The 16,609-nt window shown below is 32.7% G+C and carries 22 protein-coding genes; 9 read left to right on the top strand and 13 right to left on the bottom strand.

The window, feature by feature from the left end; all coding sequences use genetic code 11:
• Positions 1-171 precede the first annotated feature (171 nt).
• The 9 genes from BAU27_RS14850 to BAU27_RS14810 form a co-directional block, all read right to left on the bottom strand.
• Entirely contained in the window at positions 172-687 is a 516-nt protein-coding gene (locus tag BAU27_RS14850; protein WP_071771289.1) for a phiTE_072 family protein, read from the bottom strand.
• Between the two features lie 359 nt (positions 688-1,046).
• Complete coding sequence (locus BAU27_RS14845) at positions 1,047-1,238, bottom strand: DUF3954 domain-containing protein (protein WP_000512853.1); 192 nt, start codon at positions 1,236-1,238, stop codon at positions 1,047-1,049.
• Between the two features lie 71 nt (positions 1,239-1,309).
• Positions 1,310-1,672, bottom strand: coding sequence for a hypothetical protein (locus BAU27_RS14840; RefSeq protein ID WP_001126003.1), 363 nt, complete (start codon positions 1,670-1,672; stop codon positions 1,310-1,312).
• Positions 1,673-1,682: 10 nt separating this feature from the next.
• Positions 1,683-2,663, bottom strand: coding sequence for a DnaD domain-containing protein (locus BAU27_RS14835; protein ID WP_071771288.1), 981 nt, complete (start codon positions 2,661-2,663; stop codon positions 1,683-1,685).
• Between the two features lie 117 nt (positions 2,664-2,780).
• Positions 2,781-3,065, bottom strand: a complete 285-nt coding sequence (locus tag BAU27_RS14830; RefSeq protein ID WP_071771287.1) for a hypothetical protein — start codon at positions 3,063-3,065, stop codon at positions 2,781-2,783.
• Positions 3,066-3,249: 184 nt separating this feature from the next.
• Positions 3,250-3,471, bottom strand: coding sequence for an RNA polymerase subunit sigma (locus BAU27_RS14825; protein ID WP_071771286.1), 222 nt, complete (start codon positions 3,469-3,471; stop codon positions 3,250-3,252).
• 28 nt (positions 3,472-3,499) lie between these two features.
• The gene (locus tag BAU27_RS14820) at positions 3,500-4,015 is read right to left on the bottom strand and encodes a helix-turn-helix domain-containing protein (protein ID WP_071771285.1); all 516 of its coding nucleotides are present in this window, start codon (positions 4,013-4,015) and stop codon (positions 3,500-3,502) included.
• A gap of 67 nt (positions 4,016-4,082) precedes the next feature.
• Entirely contained in the window at positions 4,083-4,382 is a 300-nt protein-coding gene (locus BAU27_RS14815) for a helix-turn-helix domain-containing protein (RefSeq protein WP_071771284.1), read from the bottom strand.
• Between the two features lie 47 nt (positions 4,383-4,429).
• Complete coding sequence (locus tag BAU27_RS14810) at positions 4,430-4,630, bottom strand: helix-turn-helix domain-containing protein (RefSeq protein WP_001042381.1); 201 nt, start codon at positions 4,628-4,630, stop codon at positions 4,430-4,432.
• Between the two features lie 146 nt (positions 4,631-4,776).
• Between BAU27_RS14810 and BAU27_RS14805 the strand changes: the two genes are divergently transcribed.
• The 6 genes from BAU27_RS14805 (at position 4,777) to BAU27_RS14780 (ending at position 10,063) form a co-directional block, all read left to right on the top strand.
• Positions 4,777-5,139: a helix-turn-helix domain-containing protein gene (locus tag BAU27_RS14805; protein ID WP_016079246.1), complete on the top strand. Its 363-nt coding sequence runs from the start codon at positions 4,777-4,779 to the stop codon at positions 5,137-5,139.
• Positions 5,140-5,298: 159 nt separating this feature from the next.
• Positions 5,299-6,120, top strand: coding sequence for a sunset domain-containing protein (locus tag BAU27_RS14800; protein WP_071771283.1), 822 nt, complete (start codon positions 5,299-5,301; stop codon positions 6,118-6,120).
• Between the two features lie 488 nt (positions 6,121-6,608).
• Positions 6,609-7,124, top strand: a complete 516-nt coding sequence (locus BAU27_RS14795; RefSeq protein WP_071771282.1) for an ImmA/IrrE family metallo-endopeptidase — start codon at positions 6,609-6,611, stop codon at positions 7,122-7,124.
• A gap of 23 nt (positions 7,125-7,147) precedes the next feature.
• Entirely contained in the window at positions 7,148-8,287 is a 1,140-nt protein-coding gene (locus BAU27_RS14790) for a site-specific integrase (protein WP_071771281.1), read from the top strand.
• Between the two features lie 780 nt (positions 8,288-9,067).
• On the top strand, positions 9,068-9,394 hold the full coding sequence (locus BAU27_RS14785; protein ID WP_071771280.1) for a YolD-like family protein: 327 nt from the start codon (positions 9,068-9,070) through the stop codon (positions 9,392-9,394).
• 279 nt (positions 9,395-9,673) lie between these two features.
• Positions 9,674-10,063, top strand: coding sequence for a hypothetical protein (locus BAU27_RS14780; protein ID WP_071771279.1), 390 nt, complete (start codon positions 9,674-9,676; stop codon positions 10,061-10,063).
• Positions 10,064-10,490: 427 nt separating this feature from the next.
• On the opposite strand, the gene BAU27_RS14770 is transcribed toward BAU27_RS14780, so the two are convergent.
• A complete protein-coding gene (locus BAU27_RS14770; RefSeq protein ID WP_000427797.1) occupies positions 10,491-10,766 on the bottom strand; it encodes a stage V sporulation protein S in 276 nt (91 codons plus the stop codon).
• A 538-nt stretch (positions 10,767-11,304) separates the two neighbouring features.
• On the opposite strand from BAU27_RS14770, the gene BAU27_RS14765 reads away from it, so the two are divergent.
• Entirely contained in the window at positions 11,305-11,889 is a 585-nt protein-coding gene (locus tag BAU27_RS14765) for a preprotein translocase (RefSeq protein WP_071771278.1), read from the top strand.
• A gap of 195 nt (positions 11,890-12,084) precedes the next feature.
• Here the strand turns inward: BAU27_RS14765 and BAU27_RS14760 are convergent, their stop codons facing one another.
• From BAU27_RS14760 to exsG, 3 genes are all read right to left on the bottom strand, one after another.
• Positions 12,085-13,689: a lipase family alpha/beta hydrolase gene (locus BAU27_RS14760; protein ID WP_071771277.1), complete on the bottom strand. Its 1,605-nt coding sequence runs from the start codon at positions 13,687-13,689 to the stop codon at positions 12,085-12,087.
• Between the two features lie 268 nt (positions 13,690-13,957).
• A complete protein-coding gene (locus BAU27_RS14755) occupies positions 13,958-14,167 on the bottom strand; it encodes a hypothetical protein (protein WP_000830289.1) in 210 nt (69 codons plus the stop codon).
• A 247-nt stretch (positions 14,168-14,414) separates the two neighbouring features.
• Positions 14,415-14,567, bottom strand: a complete 153-nt coding sequence (exsG, locus tag BAU27_RS14750) for an exosporium protein ExsG (protein WP_000395676.1) — start codon at positions 14,565-14,567, stop codon at positions 14,415-14,417.
• Between the two features lie 213 nt (positions 14,568-14,780).
• Here exsG and BAU27_RS14745 point away from each other — a divergent pair, with 213 nt between their 5' ends.
• Both BAU27_RS14745 and ric read left to right on the top strand, forming a co-directional pair.
• Positions 14,781-15,689 carry an excalibur calcium-binding domain-containing protein gene (locus BAU27_RS14745; protein ID WP_071771276.1) on the top strand — a complete coding sequence of 303 codons (909 nt, stop codon included), beginning with the start codon at positions 14,781-14,783 and terminating at the stop codon, positions 15,687-15,689.
• A 204-nt stretch (positions 15,690-15,893) separates the two neighbouring features.
• On the top strand, positions 15,894-16,601 hold the full coding sequence (ric, locus tag BAU27_RS14740) for an iron-sulfur cluster repair di-iron protein (RefSeq protein ID WP_071745426.1): 708 nt from the start codon (positions 15,894-15,896) through the stop codon (positions 16,599-16,601).
• Positions 16,602-16,609 lie beyond the last annotated feature (8 nt).

Raw genomic sequence — 16,609 nt, 5'->3', positions numbered from 1 at the left:
CAAGTATTATTGACTGACACAAGTTTAACTACATCGGTATAGTGCCGGCATAACTGAACTTGTGTCAGCATTCCGTTTGATGATTCTAACTATTCTAAATCCTCGTTTCGTTTGCCTTTCGTAAGTCCATTTCCATTTCCATTATCCCTTTCTATTCAAATAACTATTTTGTTATAAAGCTGCTGATAATAATTCCGACTTCAATTTCTCTTGTAATCTCACAAACGTTTCATCGCAAAATCTAATTGCCGCGCTTGGATATTTAAATCTTAGAAAACCATCATCAAATTGAATCCTTGTTTTTTCGTAAAAATAATGGAACGCTACTTCTTCAGAATAATCACCTAAATCTCTCTGTAATTCTTCAATTAGTTTCCATTCTTTTCTTGCCGCTTCTTCCGTAAAGCGTTCTGCTCTTCGATCTGTTAGCAATTCTTCTTTGATGTATTTAATTGTTTCTTCAACGTCGATTTTATCTTCACGAGTGATTTTACATAGAATCTGATCCGGTCTTCTGCTAATTAAAAACTCTTCCATACTTTCGTTTTCTCTTAATGAAAACCAATAAGCGAAGTTACCAAAGTCCGTAACAGCTGAAAATACTCCAGTGTTATCGAATAAAACTATCCCCCAACCTTCACCATCCACAGATGGAACTGTGTAACGAACTGCTGTAGTTTTTGACATCTTAATTCCCCCTTTTCGATTAAAATAACGCTTTTGTTATAATTTATGAACATATTTTAAACCTGAAAATCCTACCGAACATTTTTAGGATAAATTTATCGGGTGAATTATCAAAAATTTCGTGTTATTCTGAACTTGTTGAATAACCCAATACATTCAACAATGCTCCTGATTGCATACTTAGTATGCAATCACCTATACAGATACCTTAGCTAATACGTCCCCCTAATCGTCGTTATTGCTAAGGTATCTTTTTATACGCCCTGTGTGCAGGGCTTTTTTATTTCAGTGATGATGCTCTTTTTCCCATCTCATTATTAATGCTTTTGGTCCAATTTTTTAATAAAATTCAAATTTGATTAAAGTAACTGTGTTTTTCGTTCTTCCATACGAATTACTTTTCCACTTTGATATACAAATGATTGTTCACCAAATCCACCTTGAGGTGGTTCTATTAGTTGGACTTGACCATTTTTAACAACATATATTCCGTTTATTTTCAAATCTATTTCAGCTGTCATTTCTACAAGATTTTCTTTTCTGATTCCCACCAAGATCACTCCCATATGTTATAATTACTTTGTCGAAGTAGGTCGGGAGCAATCTCGGCTTTTTTGTTTGTCTACAAATATCGCACAACATTTTCTGGAACAAATGATTGTTCAAGTGATAAATGGAGCCGTATTGGAATCGGTTTTTTTTCATCCCGTGCTTGCTTACACATTTTTTCTGCTTCTTCCCATACAAATTCTTTATCCTCCGATCGCTTATAGCGCCAAATACCAATCACGTAATCTTCAAACAACTCATAACGCTCATCAGGTGCTGTCGTTGGTTTTAATTCGTCAATCGCCTTTGCTTGGCGTGGTATTTGTACAACAACGTCAGCAAAACGTAGTTTAGAATTTAACCGATGAACATGAGCCTTCTTAGGATCAAATGACACAACTGGTTCAACATCAAAGATTGTTAGCTGCTTTGGCATTACAATCCTCCTAAGCCTCTTTTTTATATTTAGATAACACTTGTTCTAAACGTTTACGTTCAGCTTCTAATTCGGTTTCACTACGCTCTACTGACTGAGAATGTGTTTCCGTATCTTGAGTATGTAACCAATCAGGAACAATTTCTTTTCGAGCATTATTTCTTCCACCACGTGACTGATATTTCTTACGGAATTGAGCTTGTGCAGCTTCAACATCATTAATGCTTTTATACCCTTTAGCATGCCAATCTCTTAAAATACCTTGCACATAAGACATATTAGGTGCATTTTTTTCTAAAGCGATTTTCATTGCTTTAATTACAAGTTGTGTATTTAAATCATCAATCCAAGCGTTAATACCTTCAGCTACAAAAGGTTTAAGAACTCCAAAATTTTGTTCATAAAATGCTATTGGATTTTCTACTGCTACTTTTGGCATTTCGGAGCAGCTCGCTGCTTCTTTTGTTTCTGTTTTTGTTTCTTCTTTTTCTTTTGTTTCTGTTTTTGTTTCTTCTTTTTCCTTCATAGGGTCATCGAAGCCCCTTGCAAGCCACTCAAAACGAGCTTGGAAGTACTCCTTAATACGAGGAATTTTAAAATCCTGCTGTTTTTCTTGCTCTAAACAGGTTTCATAAAAATCAACTAAAAACTCCTCGTCTTTAATGCTCTGTATTTCTTTCAGCACACACTTTTCAATGTTCATATTTGTAATAGCATTAAATTTAAGCCAATTAAGCAACATGATTTCTTTAGTCTTCTTGTTGTAATTAATTTTTCCGTAATCACTAAACCGCTCTAATAGTTTCTCAACTGTTTCACGGTTATATCCTGTATCCATTTCTATAACACGTAATGGAAGCTCATAAATTCCACTCTGAGAAGTTTTACTGTTAGTCATTAAATACAAGTAAAAGTATTTCTCCTCTGGTGTAAGATCTAAAACAAATGCATCTTGCCAATATGAAACCTGAACAGGTCTATAAACTGCCATAATATTCATCCTCCATTGTTTTACTTGATTTACTTTGATATAATTTAACTAAATTAATATTTATAAAGACTCGCTATACGGGCCTTAAATCTATCACTCTGCCAAGTGATAGATTTTTTATTTTCTACAACTAACTAATGATGCATTAATCCCTTTCCCTTGAAGCTTTTTAACAACTACACGATTACTCTTTAATACATCATGTTCTTCTCTTGCGTTACGAATACTCTTGAATTCTTTAGCACACCTATTTAACTCTTTCTCCCAGTGATCTGCTTCATCAAGCGAACTAGCATTGAACATATTATGAATACATGTCATCATGCAGTTATGTAATTCATTTGCAAAAGCAAAGTCTCCTGGTAGAACTAAATCAAACAGACGATTACAATCTACTTTCATACTTTATTCCTCACTTAAAAATAATTTGATACTGTACGTATCGTTATGGCCAGAAAGTACAATCTTATAAACTATTAACAACAGGAGAACAAATCTTTCTGGCCATAACGACAAGCGCAGTTGCTTGTCGCATTAAATCGGAATATGTTATAATTCATTTGTTGATATTTTGGGTTATCGCGGGCTATGCGGTAGCCTTTTCTTTTTTCTTTTTATTTTTCAAAACGAATGCAGCTTCTATAATTCGAATTCTTATCTCTGTTAATTTCTTCTCTTGCTTTAAATTTTTAGCTTTTATAAAATCTCCACAAATTGATGCGATTCTGATATCACCATATAAATTTGCTTCTTTTCTTACCAGTTCTTTATATTGCTTTAAAGTTGGACTCACATAATCAATTGTCATTACTTTAACCTCCCTAGTAATAATCAAATCAGCCATCTGTATATTTCCTTGCTCTCAGCGAAACCTTCCAATACTTAAATATATCTGTCATTGAAAAACCGTACTGATCACATAAGACCGCTACTAGACTCATCATCGAACCAGTAGCATCTAAAATTTCATGCATAGCCTTTTTCATAGATTCTTTCTCATGTTCAGACCATACTTGTGAAGGTTTAAACCAACATAATGTATCAAGCTGTTTCAAAGCTTCATTTGTTTCTTGCTGAACCATGTACCTCATACTTGTAGGATGCAGATCTATGTATTCTCCATTAAAAAATGGAATGCTTACATGACCAGCTGCTTCACTCCACATTTTAAAAAACAATTGTGGGTCGTCTATTCCTTCAGTAATACATTTTCTTAAGTCTTTCGGTATTCTTCGTTTTTCAGTTTCATATTTTGCTAATGACTCACGACTAACAGGGATTTCTAAGGAGAGCTGTTCTTGGGTGATTCCCTTTCGTTTACGTGCCATAGCAACTTCTTTTCCTATAGACATCGTTTACTTCCCCCATTCGTACCTAACATATTATTTATTTGTGACAACCCAACATGGTAACTTTGTATTAGACGGATTCTTTAAATGGATTGTAATACTCAGTATTATTTTCGACCCAGTCAGTATGATTTTCCATCCACTTAAAAAGAAGATGTGTAGGAATAAGAACTCCCGCTTCACGACATACTGGAAAATCAGAACGGTTTAATAACTCAGATGCCTTAGTGCGTTTAATATGTAACAGGTCCATTAATTCCGAAATGGTTAAGAATGGTGGTAGTTCGTTCATTGGTTGAAGATGCTCAGTTGCTTTTTGTACTTCTTCGCGGATAATCTGTCGGAATGATTCGATGTCGAAGTTAATCATATTTCTCCCCCTTAGTATTCTTTCACACGACCGCACACTTTGTGTTGTTAATAATCAAAAAAAATAGATTGAACTGTAACACCATAAAAATTGGCTAATTTTATTTTTATACTATCTCTTGGAATTCTCTGTGCATTCTCATACATTTGCAATGTACTCACACTGATTCCTATCGCCTCTGCAATTTCCTCTCTAGATTTTCCATTTCTTAAATTAACAAGAGTTGCTGCTACTTTTCTCTTATTCATATCTACACCCCCTCAACCGCACATATCGTGTTGTTGATTTTAAATATAAACCACACGCTTCGTGTTGTCAACACTTTTCGTGTGGTTAAAAATCAGAAACTTAATCAAATAACACGCAATGTGTTATTATAAGGACAGGTGATAAAATGAAAACATTCGGAAATATACTACGTGAGTTAAGAAAAGAAAAGAAAATAACTCAAAAAGATTTAGCACTTACGCTTAAACTTAGTGAAAGTACCATCGGTATGTATGAAAGAAATGAGCGCCAACCCGATTATGATACATTAAATCGTATTGCTAATTATTTTAAAGTAACAACTGACTTCCTCCTTGGAAGAACAACTAGTTATCAAGAACATGTACCAACTAATATTGATGTGGATCCAGAACTGAGTCTCTGGTTTAAAGATATTAAAGATGCTTCACCTGAAAAACGCGAAGAGTTAAAACGCTTTTGGGAGTTTATAATGCAGAACGAAAAGATTAGACAAAATAGATATAAATAAAATAGAGATTTTATTACAAAACAAATACACGCTTCATGCGTGTATTTGTTTTGTAATATATTCGTTTTATCGATATATTATTCTTATCCAATAGGGAAAGGTGGTTATTATTCTACTTTGAGTAGTAAAGCGCAGCAATTCAGAAAAGGAGGTTCTTAAATGAACTGGAGAAAAATATTTGGTTATCGTTCTAAAACAGGCTGGAAAATGTTTATTGCTTCTATTGTTTATAGCTTAATTTTATTTTTAATTCTTCAAGCAATCATTCCAAATTCTATCCACCCTATAATTGTTAACATTGGTTTTGGGGGCTTTATGTTAAGTTTACTAGCTTTAATTATTGGATTAATAAAACCACAATTTGTGTTACCGAAAATACAAATAAAAACAAGAAAAAAAGTATTATATACATATTTATATCTAGCTTTAGCATTCTTTTTAATGAGTAGTGCGTTTGTTGATGGCAAATCAGCTTCCAAACAAACTGCACAAAAGGTAAACACAAAAGTTTCCACTTCAGCTGATAATAAAGAAGACACAAAGAAGAAAGAAGAAGCTCAACGTAAAACTCAGGAAGAGGCTGATCGCAAGGCTCAAGAAGAAGCTCAACGTAAAACTCAGGAAGAGGCTGATCGCAAGGCTCAAGAAGAAGCTCAACGTAAAGCTCAGGAAGAGGCTGATCGCAAGGCTCAAGAAGAAGCTCAACGTAAAGCTCAGGAAGAGGCTTCACAAAAGAAAAGCGCTACAGTTTCCTCATCTAGTGCTAATCGTGGAGGCTCTAATGGCCAGCCTTTCCAGAATGATCCTAGTGATGACAAAGAATCCAACACTACTTGTAAAGGGCAAATTAAAGGAAATGCCAATTCGAAAAAATACCATGTTCCTGGTGGGCAATATTATGATTCTACAAAAGATAATATCGTATGGTTCTGTTCAGAAGCTGATGCTCAAGCAAATGGTTATGTGAAATCTAAAAGGTAACCTTTAACTTATTAATTCTTAAACTTGGAAAGCACTTTTGTTGAGCTTTCCAAGCTTTTGATTAAATAGAAACTATATATATTTATTAGTATTCTGTGACATTTGTTGGTCAAGCTTGAACTTATTTACAAAATCAATTGAAAATATTATTAACACTCGGTACTCTACCAATAACATACCTACTGTGAAAATTTGAGATATACTAATTATATACTTAATAAAACCTGAAAAAAAGAATCTTCCCTATTCTAAAAGTCAATTTTACCTATTACCATTGTTTTCATTTCCAACTACTCTCAACCCTCTTTGCCATATATTTCTTTCATTTATTACCCTTAACATTTAATTCCTGGCAAGATATAAATTAGTAACCTTATATAATTTTATATATATAAATTAATATAAAAAATAAAACTTCAAACTCTTTCTCTTTTATTATAAAATAAGAACAAATGTTCTTATTTTATAATTTAAATGGAGTGAAAATCATGTTTCAATCGCAACCCTACTTTACAACACAACTCGAAGACTATATCCAGCACATGTACCAATCCTTATCTATTATTGTTCCAGAAGAAATTGATATGATGGAGATTGCGAATAAATTAAGCATTTTTGTTTACTTTGCCCCATTTGGTAGCCATGCTATTGAAAGGAATGGAATGTGTAGCTTAGTAATTGATAATCGTAAAACAAAGCAGGAACAATGGGAAGATTTCGGACATGAGCTATGCCACATACTCTTACATTCTGGTAATCAATTATTAATGCCTAAAATGTTTCTAGACTATCAAGAAGCAAAAGCTAAGAATTTCGAATTACATTTTTGTATTCCAACTTTCATGTTAAGAAGCTTGCTCCCTTCACATTTAACAGCACATTTTATAGCTGAGACTTTTAACGTCTCACCCCAATTCGCTGAAAAAAGGCTACTGCGTTATGAAAACCAACTATTAGCTAGTAAGTTACAAGATGCCATTACTCAACACTACAAAATGATTTAATAATTTTTTTAGGAGGGTTAAATTTGAAGGGATACTTTCATAAGCGTGGAGATAAGTGGTCGTTTACTATAGATGTTGGTATAGATCCAATGACAGGCAAAAGAAAGCAAAAAAGTAAAGGTGGATTTAGAACTAAAAAAGAAGCTCAAAATGCTGCTGCAACTATGATTACAGAGATTGAAAAAGGTATGTATTTTGATGACAAACAATTAAGTATGTTAGATATCTGGGAAAAATTAAAGCCTATTCGTAAAGCTGAGTTAAAAATAACATCTTATGAAAAAGACATGAGCCTAGTCAGACTTTATATACTTCCCACATTTGGTTATAAAAAAATTAAAAGTATTAAGCCTGTAATGATTCAAAGCTATTATGCTGAACTTAAAGAAAAAGGTCTGTCAAATGGTACAATCAGCAATATCCATCGCTGCTTCAGATGCATATTCAAACATGCTGTAGAATGGGAGATCATACATGATAATATAATGAATAAAGTAAAAAAACCGCGTGAAGAGCAAAGTGAAATGAAAACCTGGTCTAGTGAGGAATGTAATCGATTCCTCCAATATTTAAAAGAAAAAAATAAAAAGTACTATATGTTCTTTTTACTTTCGATCTATACAGGTATGAGACGTGGGGAGTTACTTGCACTGACATGGAAAGATATTGACTTTGATAACAAACGTATCTTAGTTAATAAATCTCTTGTAAAAACTGAAGAAGGACTATTTAAAGCTGCTACAAAAACTAAATCTTCCAATAGAAGCATCAGTATCTCTTCCTTTGTTGTAACAGAGTTACAATCATACTACGTATATAAAAAGAAAGAGTTTTTCCGCTGGGGCATACATTTGAATGAAGAGGCATTTATTTTCGCTGGCAATACAATTCATTCTCCCTTACATATAGATGCTCCCCATCGTTTTTTGAAAGACCACTATAGAAGAGCTAAAGTTCCACGAATTCGTATTCACGACTTAAGACATACGCATGCAACACTTATGCTTCAAGCTGGTGAGCATCCTAAAATTGTTCAGGATCGTTTAGGCCACTCTTCTATTCAAATGACATTAGACAAGTATAGCCATATCACACAAAACATGCAGCAACAGGCCGCAGAAAATTTTGAGAATGTAATAAAACCTTATGAAAACATCAAATAAAAACATAAAAATTCTAATGTGAGCAAAATGTGAGCATTAATAAAAAACAGATCCTATAAACCTTGATATGACAAGGTTTATAGGCCTATATCGTTGAATCTTGGGAGAAGAATGAGCAGTTTTAAGTTTGTTCATTTTGTGTTAGATAAAACTATAAAAGTGTCACAAATGCCTGTTATACAAGCATTTGTGACACTTTTTATTCGTTATATTATATTCTATTTCAAAAGGGTATTTCACATTTTTTCATGTGTTTTTATATTATTTGTGAGCAAATGATAACCTTTTAATTAAACTGTACTAGGTCTATTTTCATTATAAAAACCATTCATTTAACATAAATTCCCACACTAAATTTTGTATTACAATCACCTTTATAAATAGGTGTTACCGTTCCTACTGTTGAACTTGTGTGCTAATCAAGCTTCACACCCAAATAACAAATCAAAATAATCACGAACCCCCTATTTATAGGGAATCTTAAAAATTTGAAACTCAAAACAAATAATATTGTTTCATTATTTTGTGGGCATCTATTAAGCAAAAAACAAAAGAGCACAGCGTGTATATAAAGTGCTACCAACACTCTATATACCGTCCGCCTACTCACGATAGGCAAACGCTTATATATATAAATCATGGGTAGTTAAATCCGTATTGATTATATGTGGAACCAAAAATCTCTACGTATACATTTTATTATTTCATAAACAATACACATATCTCTAAAACCCTGTATAATGATACAGTTATTTACAAAAATTAAGGGGATATACAAACATGTCAAAAAGAAGAGAAATGGTTAAGCAGACTCCATTCACTTCGATACCGAAGAAGTTCATCGGTGTTCGTAAGATTGTTAAAAAACAAACAAAAATGGAGCGCCCTATATTAACCCAAGACGAACAAGAAATTATTGAAAACAAGTTATTATGTTCATTTCTTTCTGAGGAGAAGATATTGATTACTTATTATAGAGATGGTCATTTGCTTACTAGATATATGACTGTAACTGACATAAATCCGATAAAGAATTTAATAACTTGCACTGATGCATCTTATAACAGAATTTTCCTTAAATTTATAGATATAATTGATTTGAGATAAAAAACATACTGTTTTTCAAATATAGCTGGGAATAAAAATGATATAATCTTGTATTCTAGGTTAATTACAGAGGGAAAAAGGGGTTAGAAAGATATTAGATTCATAATTTTGTTCAAGAAATGAAAATAAAAATGAAAAAACGTTCTAACTTTATGAAAATTGTTAGCTCCACATTTAGGGGATTTCGTTTATTGAGTAAAATCATAAACCCTATATTAAAAGCATTATCTAAAAGTAAATTTTAATTACATAGAAATAAAAAAACAGGAGTAATAAGCAATGAATGTTAAGATAGTATATATATCAGAAAAATTATTAGATGGATATAAAGTATTAGTTCAAGTAGATAGCAATCAATTTATCGCTGAGTGGGATGGTGATAAGCCAGAAAAAAATGAAAACTATAATGTAGAAATAGATATAGATGATGAATTTATATGGAATACAAATATAGCCTTTTCAGATGAAAATGCAAATGCAATAATTCAGAATGATGAAGGCATTAAAGTAATTGCTAAGCTAGATTATAACAGTGAGGATAACTTAGCAACACTAAATATTTATGATAGTATTGTACTAATTGATATAGAAGGAATCGAGCAAGATATATTAAACGAATGGGTAGAAATACAGAGTACTTCAATTAAGATATTTAATACCAATTTATAATATAAACTAAATACATTACTACGGCATAGTTGTTATGCATTTAGTGAGATATAACAAAAGTAAACGAGTATATAAAAAAGCCGGCTTAAATAAAGAGCCAGTTTCTTTTGTTATTTCACATATACATAGATTTCTTTGTTTGTGTGCCCTTGTTTTTTCAGTTCGATTGTTTTCCATTTAATTTCTTCTGAATAAGATTTTCTCGTTCCCATAAAAGAAACACCTCCGTATATTCGTATTTAAATTAAATACGGTATAAGAGGTGTTTTTTCCTTGTCTTATTTCATTGGGTCACTTCACTTAGTATGCGAATTCAGGAGGTGTTTTTCTCATGTACCACTATTCGGGTTCATTTCAAAAGTGAGAGTGGTCTTTTTATTACTTTATCTTGCGACCTTTTCAAATCCCCTTATATTAGTGCTCGCTATTAAGACCTTTTTCTTCTAGGACCTACAATTAATTTAATTGCTGTTCTTTCTTGATTATCGATAGTAACCTCTTGAAACGCTGGAACAAGAACCAAGTCAATTCCACTTGGAGCGACAAAACCTCTTGCAATCGCAATCGCTTTAATCGCTTGATTTAAAGAACCAGCTCCAATTACTTGGATTTCTACATTACCACTTGCTCTTAGTACGCCCGCTATTGCACCTGCCACTGAATTCGGACTTGATTTTGAGGATACCTTTAATATATTTTCCATGTAAGTTGCTCCCTCTATTATTTAATCTCTCTTTTCTTACTGTTTGAAATATAACTAACGTATCTTTAACTACTACCCATACCAAATACAAACAATTCTGTATAATTACATTCATTCGATATTTTTTGCCTTCTTCCTGCCCAACTACATAAATAAAAAACGACGACTAAGTTAGAAACTTAATCATCGCTTTATCCATTTCTCTGTTTCACTAAAATGCTGTCCTTAAAATACTTCTCTTCTTTACTTTGGCGATATACTATCTTTAAGTTTAAATAATTCAACATTTTAAAACCTTGGATAGAGTTATCTGCTAAATTTTCTGCTTTTTCGTCTTCACAAGTCATTATATAGAATATTCTAATTCTATTCTTTTGAAAACTATATCTCTCATTAGAGCACTTTATATTATGCCAGCTTTTTATCCCAAATCTATTACCTTATATATGGACAAGTATACACGCCACTTGCTTTTCGATTGCATAAACTACTATGTGTTATACATTTAATATTATTAATAATAATAGGAGGTAATATTTTGGGTTCATACTATCATTCTTCAAGTTCATATAAAAAATGTTCATGCCACTCTTCTTCTAGTTCATATAAAAAATGTTCGTGCCATCGATCTTCCAGTTCGTATAAAAAATGTTCATCCGACCATTCACATAAATCATCTAAGCCTGCTTACGGCACTTTTTGGCAGACTAAGTTTATAACTGTTCCTTTTGGCGGTTCTTTTCCGTTTAATCACGTTGGCCCTTTGGCAGGAGGAGTTTCCTTACTAAATCCAACTACTATACAATTTAGTAAAGCTGGTGATTATAGAATTTCTTTTATTTCAAGTATTAACACTACGTTAAATCCTGTATTTCCACATATCCCCGTTATAACTATATTTTTAAATAACAATCCACTTGCTAATAGTCAAGGTGATTTCGCTTTTCAAATGAATACTTCATCAAATAACGAATGCCTTCAACTAGTTGGCGAAACTATTGTTACGGTTCCAGCTAATTCAACTCTTCAACTTAGAAATAATAGTGGTTTCAATCATCAAAGTATTGTGGCTTGTGATAATGGTATAAATTCAGTTGAATTAACAGTTACAAAACTAAGTTAATACTATTCCCTCACATTCAGATACTAATTTAGTATCTTTTTTTATTGCATAACGTTTTTTTGATTCCTATCGTCCTCTTATACAACATAAACTCCCATTTCACTTTTTTATTCATTTACTAAATATGAAAAAGTGCCGAAATCCTTCTACCACAAGAATTCGGCACTTTTTTTATTAAAACCTATTCATTCTTTCCTACTTCTCCACATAAACCGACTTAACTATCGTACGATTATAAGGTTGTCCTTCCTTATTCATCCCTTTTATATCAATTGTAACGTTATATACACCTGGCTGTTCTATATTTTTCAAAGCACCTGTAAATGTATTTGTATTAATATTTTGCGATTCATTTGATTCTGAAACTAACTTTCCATCTTTATTAATTACTCTTACTGTTACTGAAAGATCGCCTTTCATTTCTGGAGCTACAGGTGATTTTTTGAGTTTATACTCTGCTTTATTTACTTTAACTTTTGCCGGCATTTGAAGGACGAACGGAGCATCTTTTTTGTAATCGGTTACGATTACATATGCATCTTTCGGCTGCTTCGCCATCATTTTAACTTGCCATTCTCCTGCTTCCATTTTATCAAATTTAAATGTTCTTATAGTCGCTCCTTTAAAGAAAGATTCACCTTCACCAGTAGATACAGCACTATCTTTATTTGTATAAACTTTTCCTTTTGGAGATATTAGTTGTATTTCTACATCCGAAGAAGCTGTTAAAACAGAAACTACCCCTTCTGCCTTTTTATCAACTGCGACAGTTTGCCCTACCCACTGATTTTGTGACAACTCTCCTCCTAAAATAGCTTGATTAGAGGTTGTGTTTAATTGTTCTACCTTTTCCTCTGAACTATTACTTGGGGCTAATAAAACCGGTACTGGTACATTCGCCGTCCGTAAATATGGTTCAATTCGTGCGAAAACAGCTGAACCTTTTCGTATATTATCATGATCAAACCGTGAATCTGTAAATAAATGTGTTCCATATGGTAACTTAGCACTCCATTCGTTCACTAACCCATCATTAGAACCATATGATGACAAATACAACCCGCCCATAGATAATGCTGAAAAAACAGGCCCCCAGCTTGTCCCAGTAGCCGTATAGTAACGGTTTAATTTAGCTGCTGGATTATTATCTATTGTAGAACGAAACTTTGCCATTTCACCTATTTGTAATGAATATGTCCCATCATCTTTTTGACCTAATATAGAGGCAAGCCACCCTGCCCACCAACTATATGATAAATCCGCTAAATTTGATCCGTAATGTGGAGTGGCAAGCGTAATAACATTTCCAACAAATCGATTCGCTCCATATCCAACTAACGCAGCTTGTGTATCGATACCACCTTTACTGTGAGCTACAACATTTACTTTTTTACCAAAATGATTATAAATCTCTTCAAGCTTTTGTGCTAACAATTTTCCATTGTCCCATTGGCTAGCAGATCCTTTCCCTGCGGCATCATATAATTGAATAAATACAGTTTGATAGCCTGCTTTCAAAGCATAATCGTACATATCATTCATATCATGATATACTGTCTTTCCATACCAACTATCCGCATTACCATTTCTTCCTTGTACAAAGAGAATTGGTGGTTTATTCCCATCATGATTAGCAGGTTTCTGACCTAAAAACCATTCTCCAGGAGTAAATACTTCTTGATTTGGAAAGCCAGTCTTAAGCTCTGTTACAACCTCTGCGTGTACATTTGTACTGACAACCATCGGACTCATAAAACAAAGTAAAATAAGTAATACGATACACCTTTTCATAATCCCCATTAAAATCCCCCTTTTCCCCTTGAAAGAAAGCGCTACCCTAATGTTGAACACCAATTGTTTTTAATTCCATTTAATCGATTACTTTTACAATACATTTGATAAGAAATTAATAGCCACATTCCTTTCTTATCAAACGTTATTCTCTCAACATTCCTTCATTCCTTTTTGCAGTAAGCGTTTTATATATTTCTCAATAAAGCTTTTTCTTTACAAAAAAAGCTGCGTATAAAAGGTCTCTTTAATAACCTTTTATACGCAGCTTCTTTGTTTAAAACTCGATGATGTACTCATCATCATATTTATCGTATTGCAAACCCGCTCCTATTTTCAATTCTGTAACTTTATCTCTTAGAAATGGTGCATCTTCTATTTTACTAGTTGCAATTTCAATTCCATATTTCTTCGTTAAATGCGCTAACTCTATTAAAAACCATTCTCTTCGCAACGCGACTGGAATATCATACGTCCTTCTTTTCATATATACTAGCACCTCATATATTTTCATTATTTAAAAAAGTACTACTTCTACTTTCGATACACTTTTTTAAACTATCGTTTATCATCAAAGGCCAATGAAACATTATAGTATATGCATGTCTGTTTTAAACGTGCTATTGCAAAAATAATATTAAAAAACTGAAAACACTCATTTAGTTTACATAAAAAAATTATGTAATAGTAAAAGGTAAGGCTTGTCCCTCATCCTTTTACTATAAAAATCTAAATTAAGAACATCTTGGTACACCTAAAGCTAAAAATAAACCTGCTACTCCTGCTGTAATTGGCACTTTCAACGTAATAACATCATCTACTTTTGTTACTAAAAAGTAAGCATTCCCTTCTTGTAACACGCAATTCACTAATAATTGAAATTCCATTCAAATCTCCTCCTTTCAAATGAGATACTATAATCTATGAAATTTTTTTTCAAAAAGTAATAGTAATTAAATCCATTTTTCTTTATATATAAAATAATTGTTTATCTATCTATTAAAAATAATATAAATCTTTTTATTTTATTAAAAACCCTGTAATTCCCAATAGATTTTTATATAATCAATAGAGAAAATCTTACAAATGGAGGTATTCAAATGACAGTATTGAGTAATATTGGTGCGGCTTTATTTTTTATTGCTTTTATCCTTTTAATTCTTTGCATCATCTCGTTCTTTAAGAAAAATGGTAAAGTAAAACAATATGGTCGCTCTACCGTTATTCTTTTTATGATTTCAATCGTCTTAATAATAACTGGCGCAGAGACTTCTAATCACCCAATTGTTGAATTCTTTTCTATTTTAAGCTTTGTTTTATTTATTTTCTTCCTTGTTCTAGCAATCTTATCTGTAATTAAGAAAACCGGTGTAGCAAAAAAACAATTTATTATTACAACTATTTTATTTGTCATTTTTGTTGCGCTATTAGGTATTTCAGGTCCTTCTTCTGAAAAAACGACAGCAACGAATAAACAAGTTGCTTCTAATAGTGAAGAGAAAAAAGATGACGAAAAGAAAAAGGAATTAGAAAAGAAAGAAGCGGACGAAAAAACTCGTAAGCAAGAAGATGAGAAACGTCAAGCTGAGGAACTAGCTCGTAAGCAAGAGGATGAGAAACGCCAAGCTGAAGAACAAGCTCGTAAACAACAAGAAGAGCAACAGCGTCAAGCTGAAGAACAGGCCCGTAAACAACAAGAAGAACAACAACGCCAAGCTGCTGAGCAAGCTCGTAAACAACAAGAAGAGCAACAACGTCAAGCCGCTGAGCAAGCCCGCAAACAACAAGAAGAGCAACAACGTCAAGCTGCTGAACAAGCTCGCGTACAACAGGAACAACAAAAAGCACAGCAAGCTCAAACAAAACCAGCTACAAGTAACAATAGTAATGTAATTTACAAAAATTGTACTGAAGTTAAGAATGCTGGAAAAGCTCCATTATATAGAGATCAACCAGGTTATAGCTCTAAACTTGATCGTGATGGCGATGGAGTTGCATGTGAAAAATAGTAATAAAAAAAGAAGCTTCTAGTAAGCTTCTTTTTTTATTATCAGAAACTATTGCGACCAATTACCCTCCCTCTCACTTTTATAAAACTCATTTTAGAATTCTCAAAACTGACACATTATAAGTGATTTCAATCACCACATTATTTTTCACTTATCGCTATTCTTAATTTAGATATTACATTTAAACTTTATGGAGGCATTCATATGGAACATACATTTACTGAAACTTCAATTGTTGGTGAGATTGTTACGCAATTCCCGAAAGCTAGCGACCTTTTTAAGTCATATAGAATAGATTTTTGCTGTGGTGGTAATAGACCACTGATTGATGCAATTAATGAAAGAAATTTATCAGCTTCTGAAGTAATTACAGAGTTAAATACACTTTATCATAATACGAAACTATTAAACGAATCTGAAATTGATTGGAAAAATGCTTCTTATCTCGAATTGATTGATTATGTAATTAATAAGCATCATCGCTATTTAAATGAGGAGTTGCCGCAGTTAAGCCCGTATGTAACGAAAGTATTACGCGTTCATGGAGCGAATCAGCCTCATTTAGCTCAAATTCATAAGCTATTTCATGAACTTAAAATGGAATTAGAACAACATTTAATTAAAGAAGAAACGGAAGATTTCCCATTAATTTTAGAATTCGAACAAAATCCAACTGATGAAAACTATGCAAAGTTACGTAAAGTAGTAGATGAGTTGGAGAATGAACATAACCACGCTGGCAATATTATTAAAGAACTTCGTAAGGTGACAAATGACTTTACTCCACCAGAAGGGGCTTGTGGCACTTATCGCCTTGTTTACCAGCGCCTTGAAGCCATTGAATCTGATTTATTTGAGCATATTCATTTAGAAAATAATATTTTATTTCCGCGTGCAATTACAAAAGCATAAATAAAGTG

This window comes from Bacillus sp. NH11B (assembly GCF_001884205.1).
In the GTDB taxonomy this organism is placed as follows: domain Bacteria; phylum Bacillota; class Bacilli; order Bacillales; family Bacillaceae_G; genus Bacillus_A; species Bacillus_A proteolyticus.
This window is presented reverse-complemented; position numbering and strand designations above follow the sequence as displayed.

Bases quoted from the DNA above. Each gene is read 5' to 3' on its own strand.
- BAU27_RS14840 (WP_001126003.1), bottom strand. From the start codon at position 1,672: ATGCCAAAGCAGCTAACAATCTTTGATGTTGAACCAGTTGTGTCATTT.
- ric (WP_071745426.1), top strand. From the start codon at position 15,894: ATGGAACATACATTTACTGAAACTTCAATTGTTGGTGAGATTGTTACG.
- BAU27_RS14745 (WP_071771276.1), top strand. From the start codon at position 14,781: ATGACAGTATTGAGTAATATTGGTGCGGCTTTATTTTTTATTGCTTTT.
- BAU27_RS14850 (WP_071771289.1), bottom strand. From the start codon at position 687: ATGTCAAAAACTACAGCAGTTCGTTACACAGTTCCATCTGTGGATGGT.
- BAU27_RS14835 (WP_071771288.1), bottom strand. From the start codon at position 2,663: ATGGCAGTTTATAGACCTGTTCAGGTTTCATATTGGCAAGATGCATTT.
- BAU27_RS14800 (WP_071771283.1), top strand. From the start codon at position 5,299: ATGAACTGGAGAAAAATATTTGGTTATCGTTCTAAAACAGGCTGGAAA.
- BAU27_RS14785 (WP_071771280.1), top strand. From the start codon at position 9,068: ATGTCAAAAAGAAGAGAAATGGTTAAGCAGACTCCATTCACTTCGATA.
- BAU27_RS14780 (WP_071771279.1), top strand. From the start codon at position 9,674: ATGAATGTTAAGATAGTATATATATCAGAAAAATTATTAGATGGATAT.
- BAU27_RS14770 (WP_000427797.1), bottom strand. From the start codon at position 10,766: ATGGAAAATATATTAAAGGTATCCTCAAAATCAAGTCCGAATTCAGTG.
- BAU27_RS14810 (WP_001042381.1), bottom strand. From the start codon at position 4,630: ATGAATAAGAGAAAAGTAGCAGCAACTCTTGTTAATTTAAGAAATGGA.
- BAU27_RS14760 (WP_071771277.1), bottom strand. From the start codon at position 13,689: ATGGGGATTATGAAAAGGTGTATCGTATTACTTATTTTACTTTGTTTT.
- BAU27_RS14820 (WP_071771285.1), bottom strand. From the start codon at position 4,015: ATGTCTATAGGAAAAGAAGTTGCTATGGCACGTAAACGAAAGGGAATC.
- exsG (WP_000395676.1), bottom strand. From the start codon at position 14,567: ATGGAATTTCAATTATTAGTGAATTGCGTGTTACAAGAAGGGAATGCT.
- BAU27_RS14825 (WP_071771286.1), bottom strand. From the start codon at position 3,471: ATGACAATTGATTATGTGAGTCCAACTTTAAAGCAATATAAAGAACTG.
- BAU27_RS14830 (WP_071771287.1), bottom strand. From the start codon at position 3,065: ATGAAAGTAGATTGTAATCGTCTGTTTGATTTAGTTCTACCAGGAGAC.
- BAU27_RS14795 (WP_071771282.1), top strand. From the start codon at position 6,609: ATGTTTCAATCGCAACCCTACTTTACAACACAACTCGAAGACTATATC.
- BAU27_RS14755 (WP_000830289.1), bottom strand. From the start codon at position 14,167: ATGAAAAGAAGGACGTATGATATTCCAGTCGCGTTGCGAAGAGAATGG.
- BAU27_RS14805 (WP_016079246.1), top strand. From the start codon at position 4,777: ATGAAAACATTCGGAAATATACTACGTGAGTTAAGAAAAGAAAAGAAA.
- BAU27_RS14815 (WP_071771284.1), bottom strand. From the start codon at position 4,382: ATGATTAACTTCGACATCGAATCATTCCGACAGATTATCCGCGAAGAA.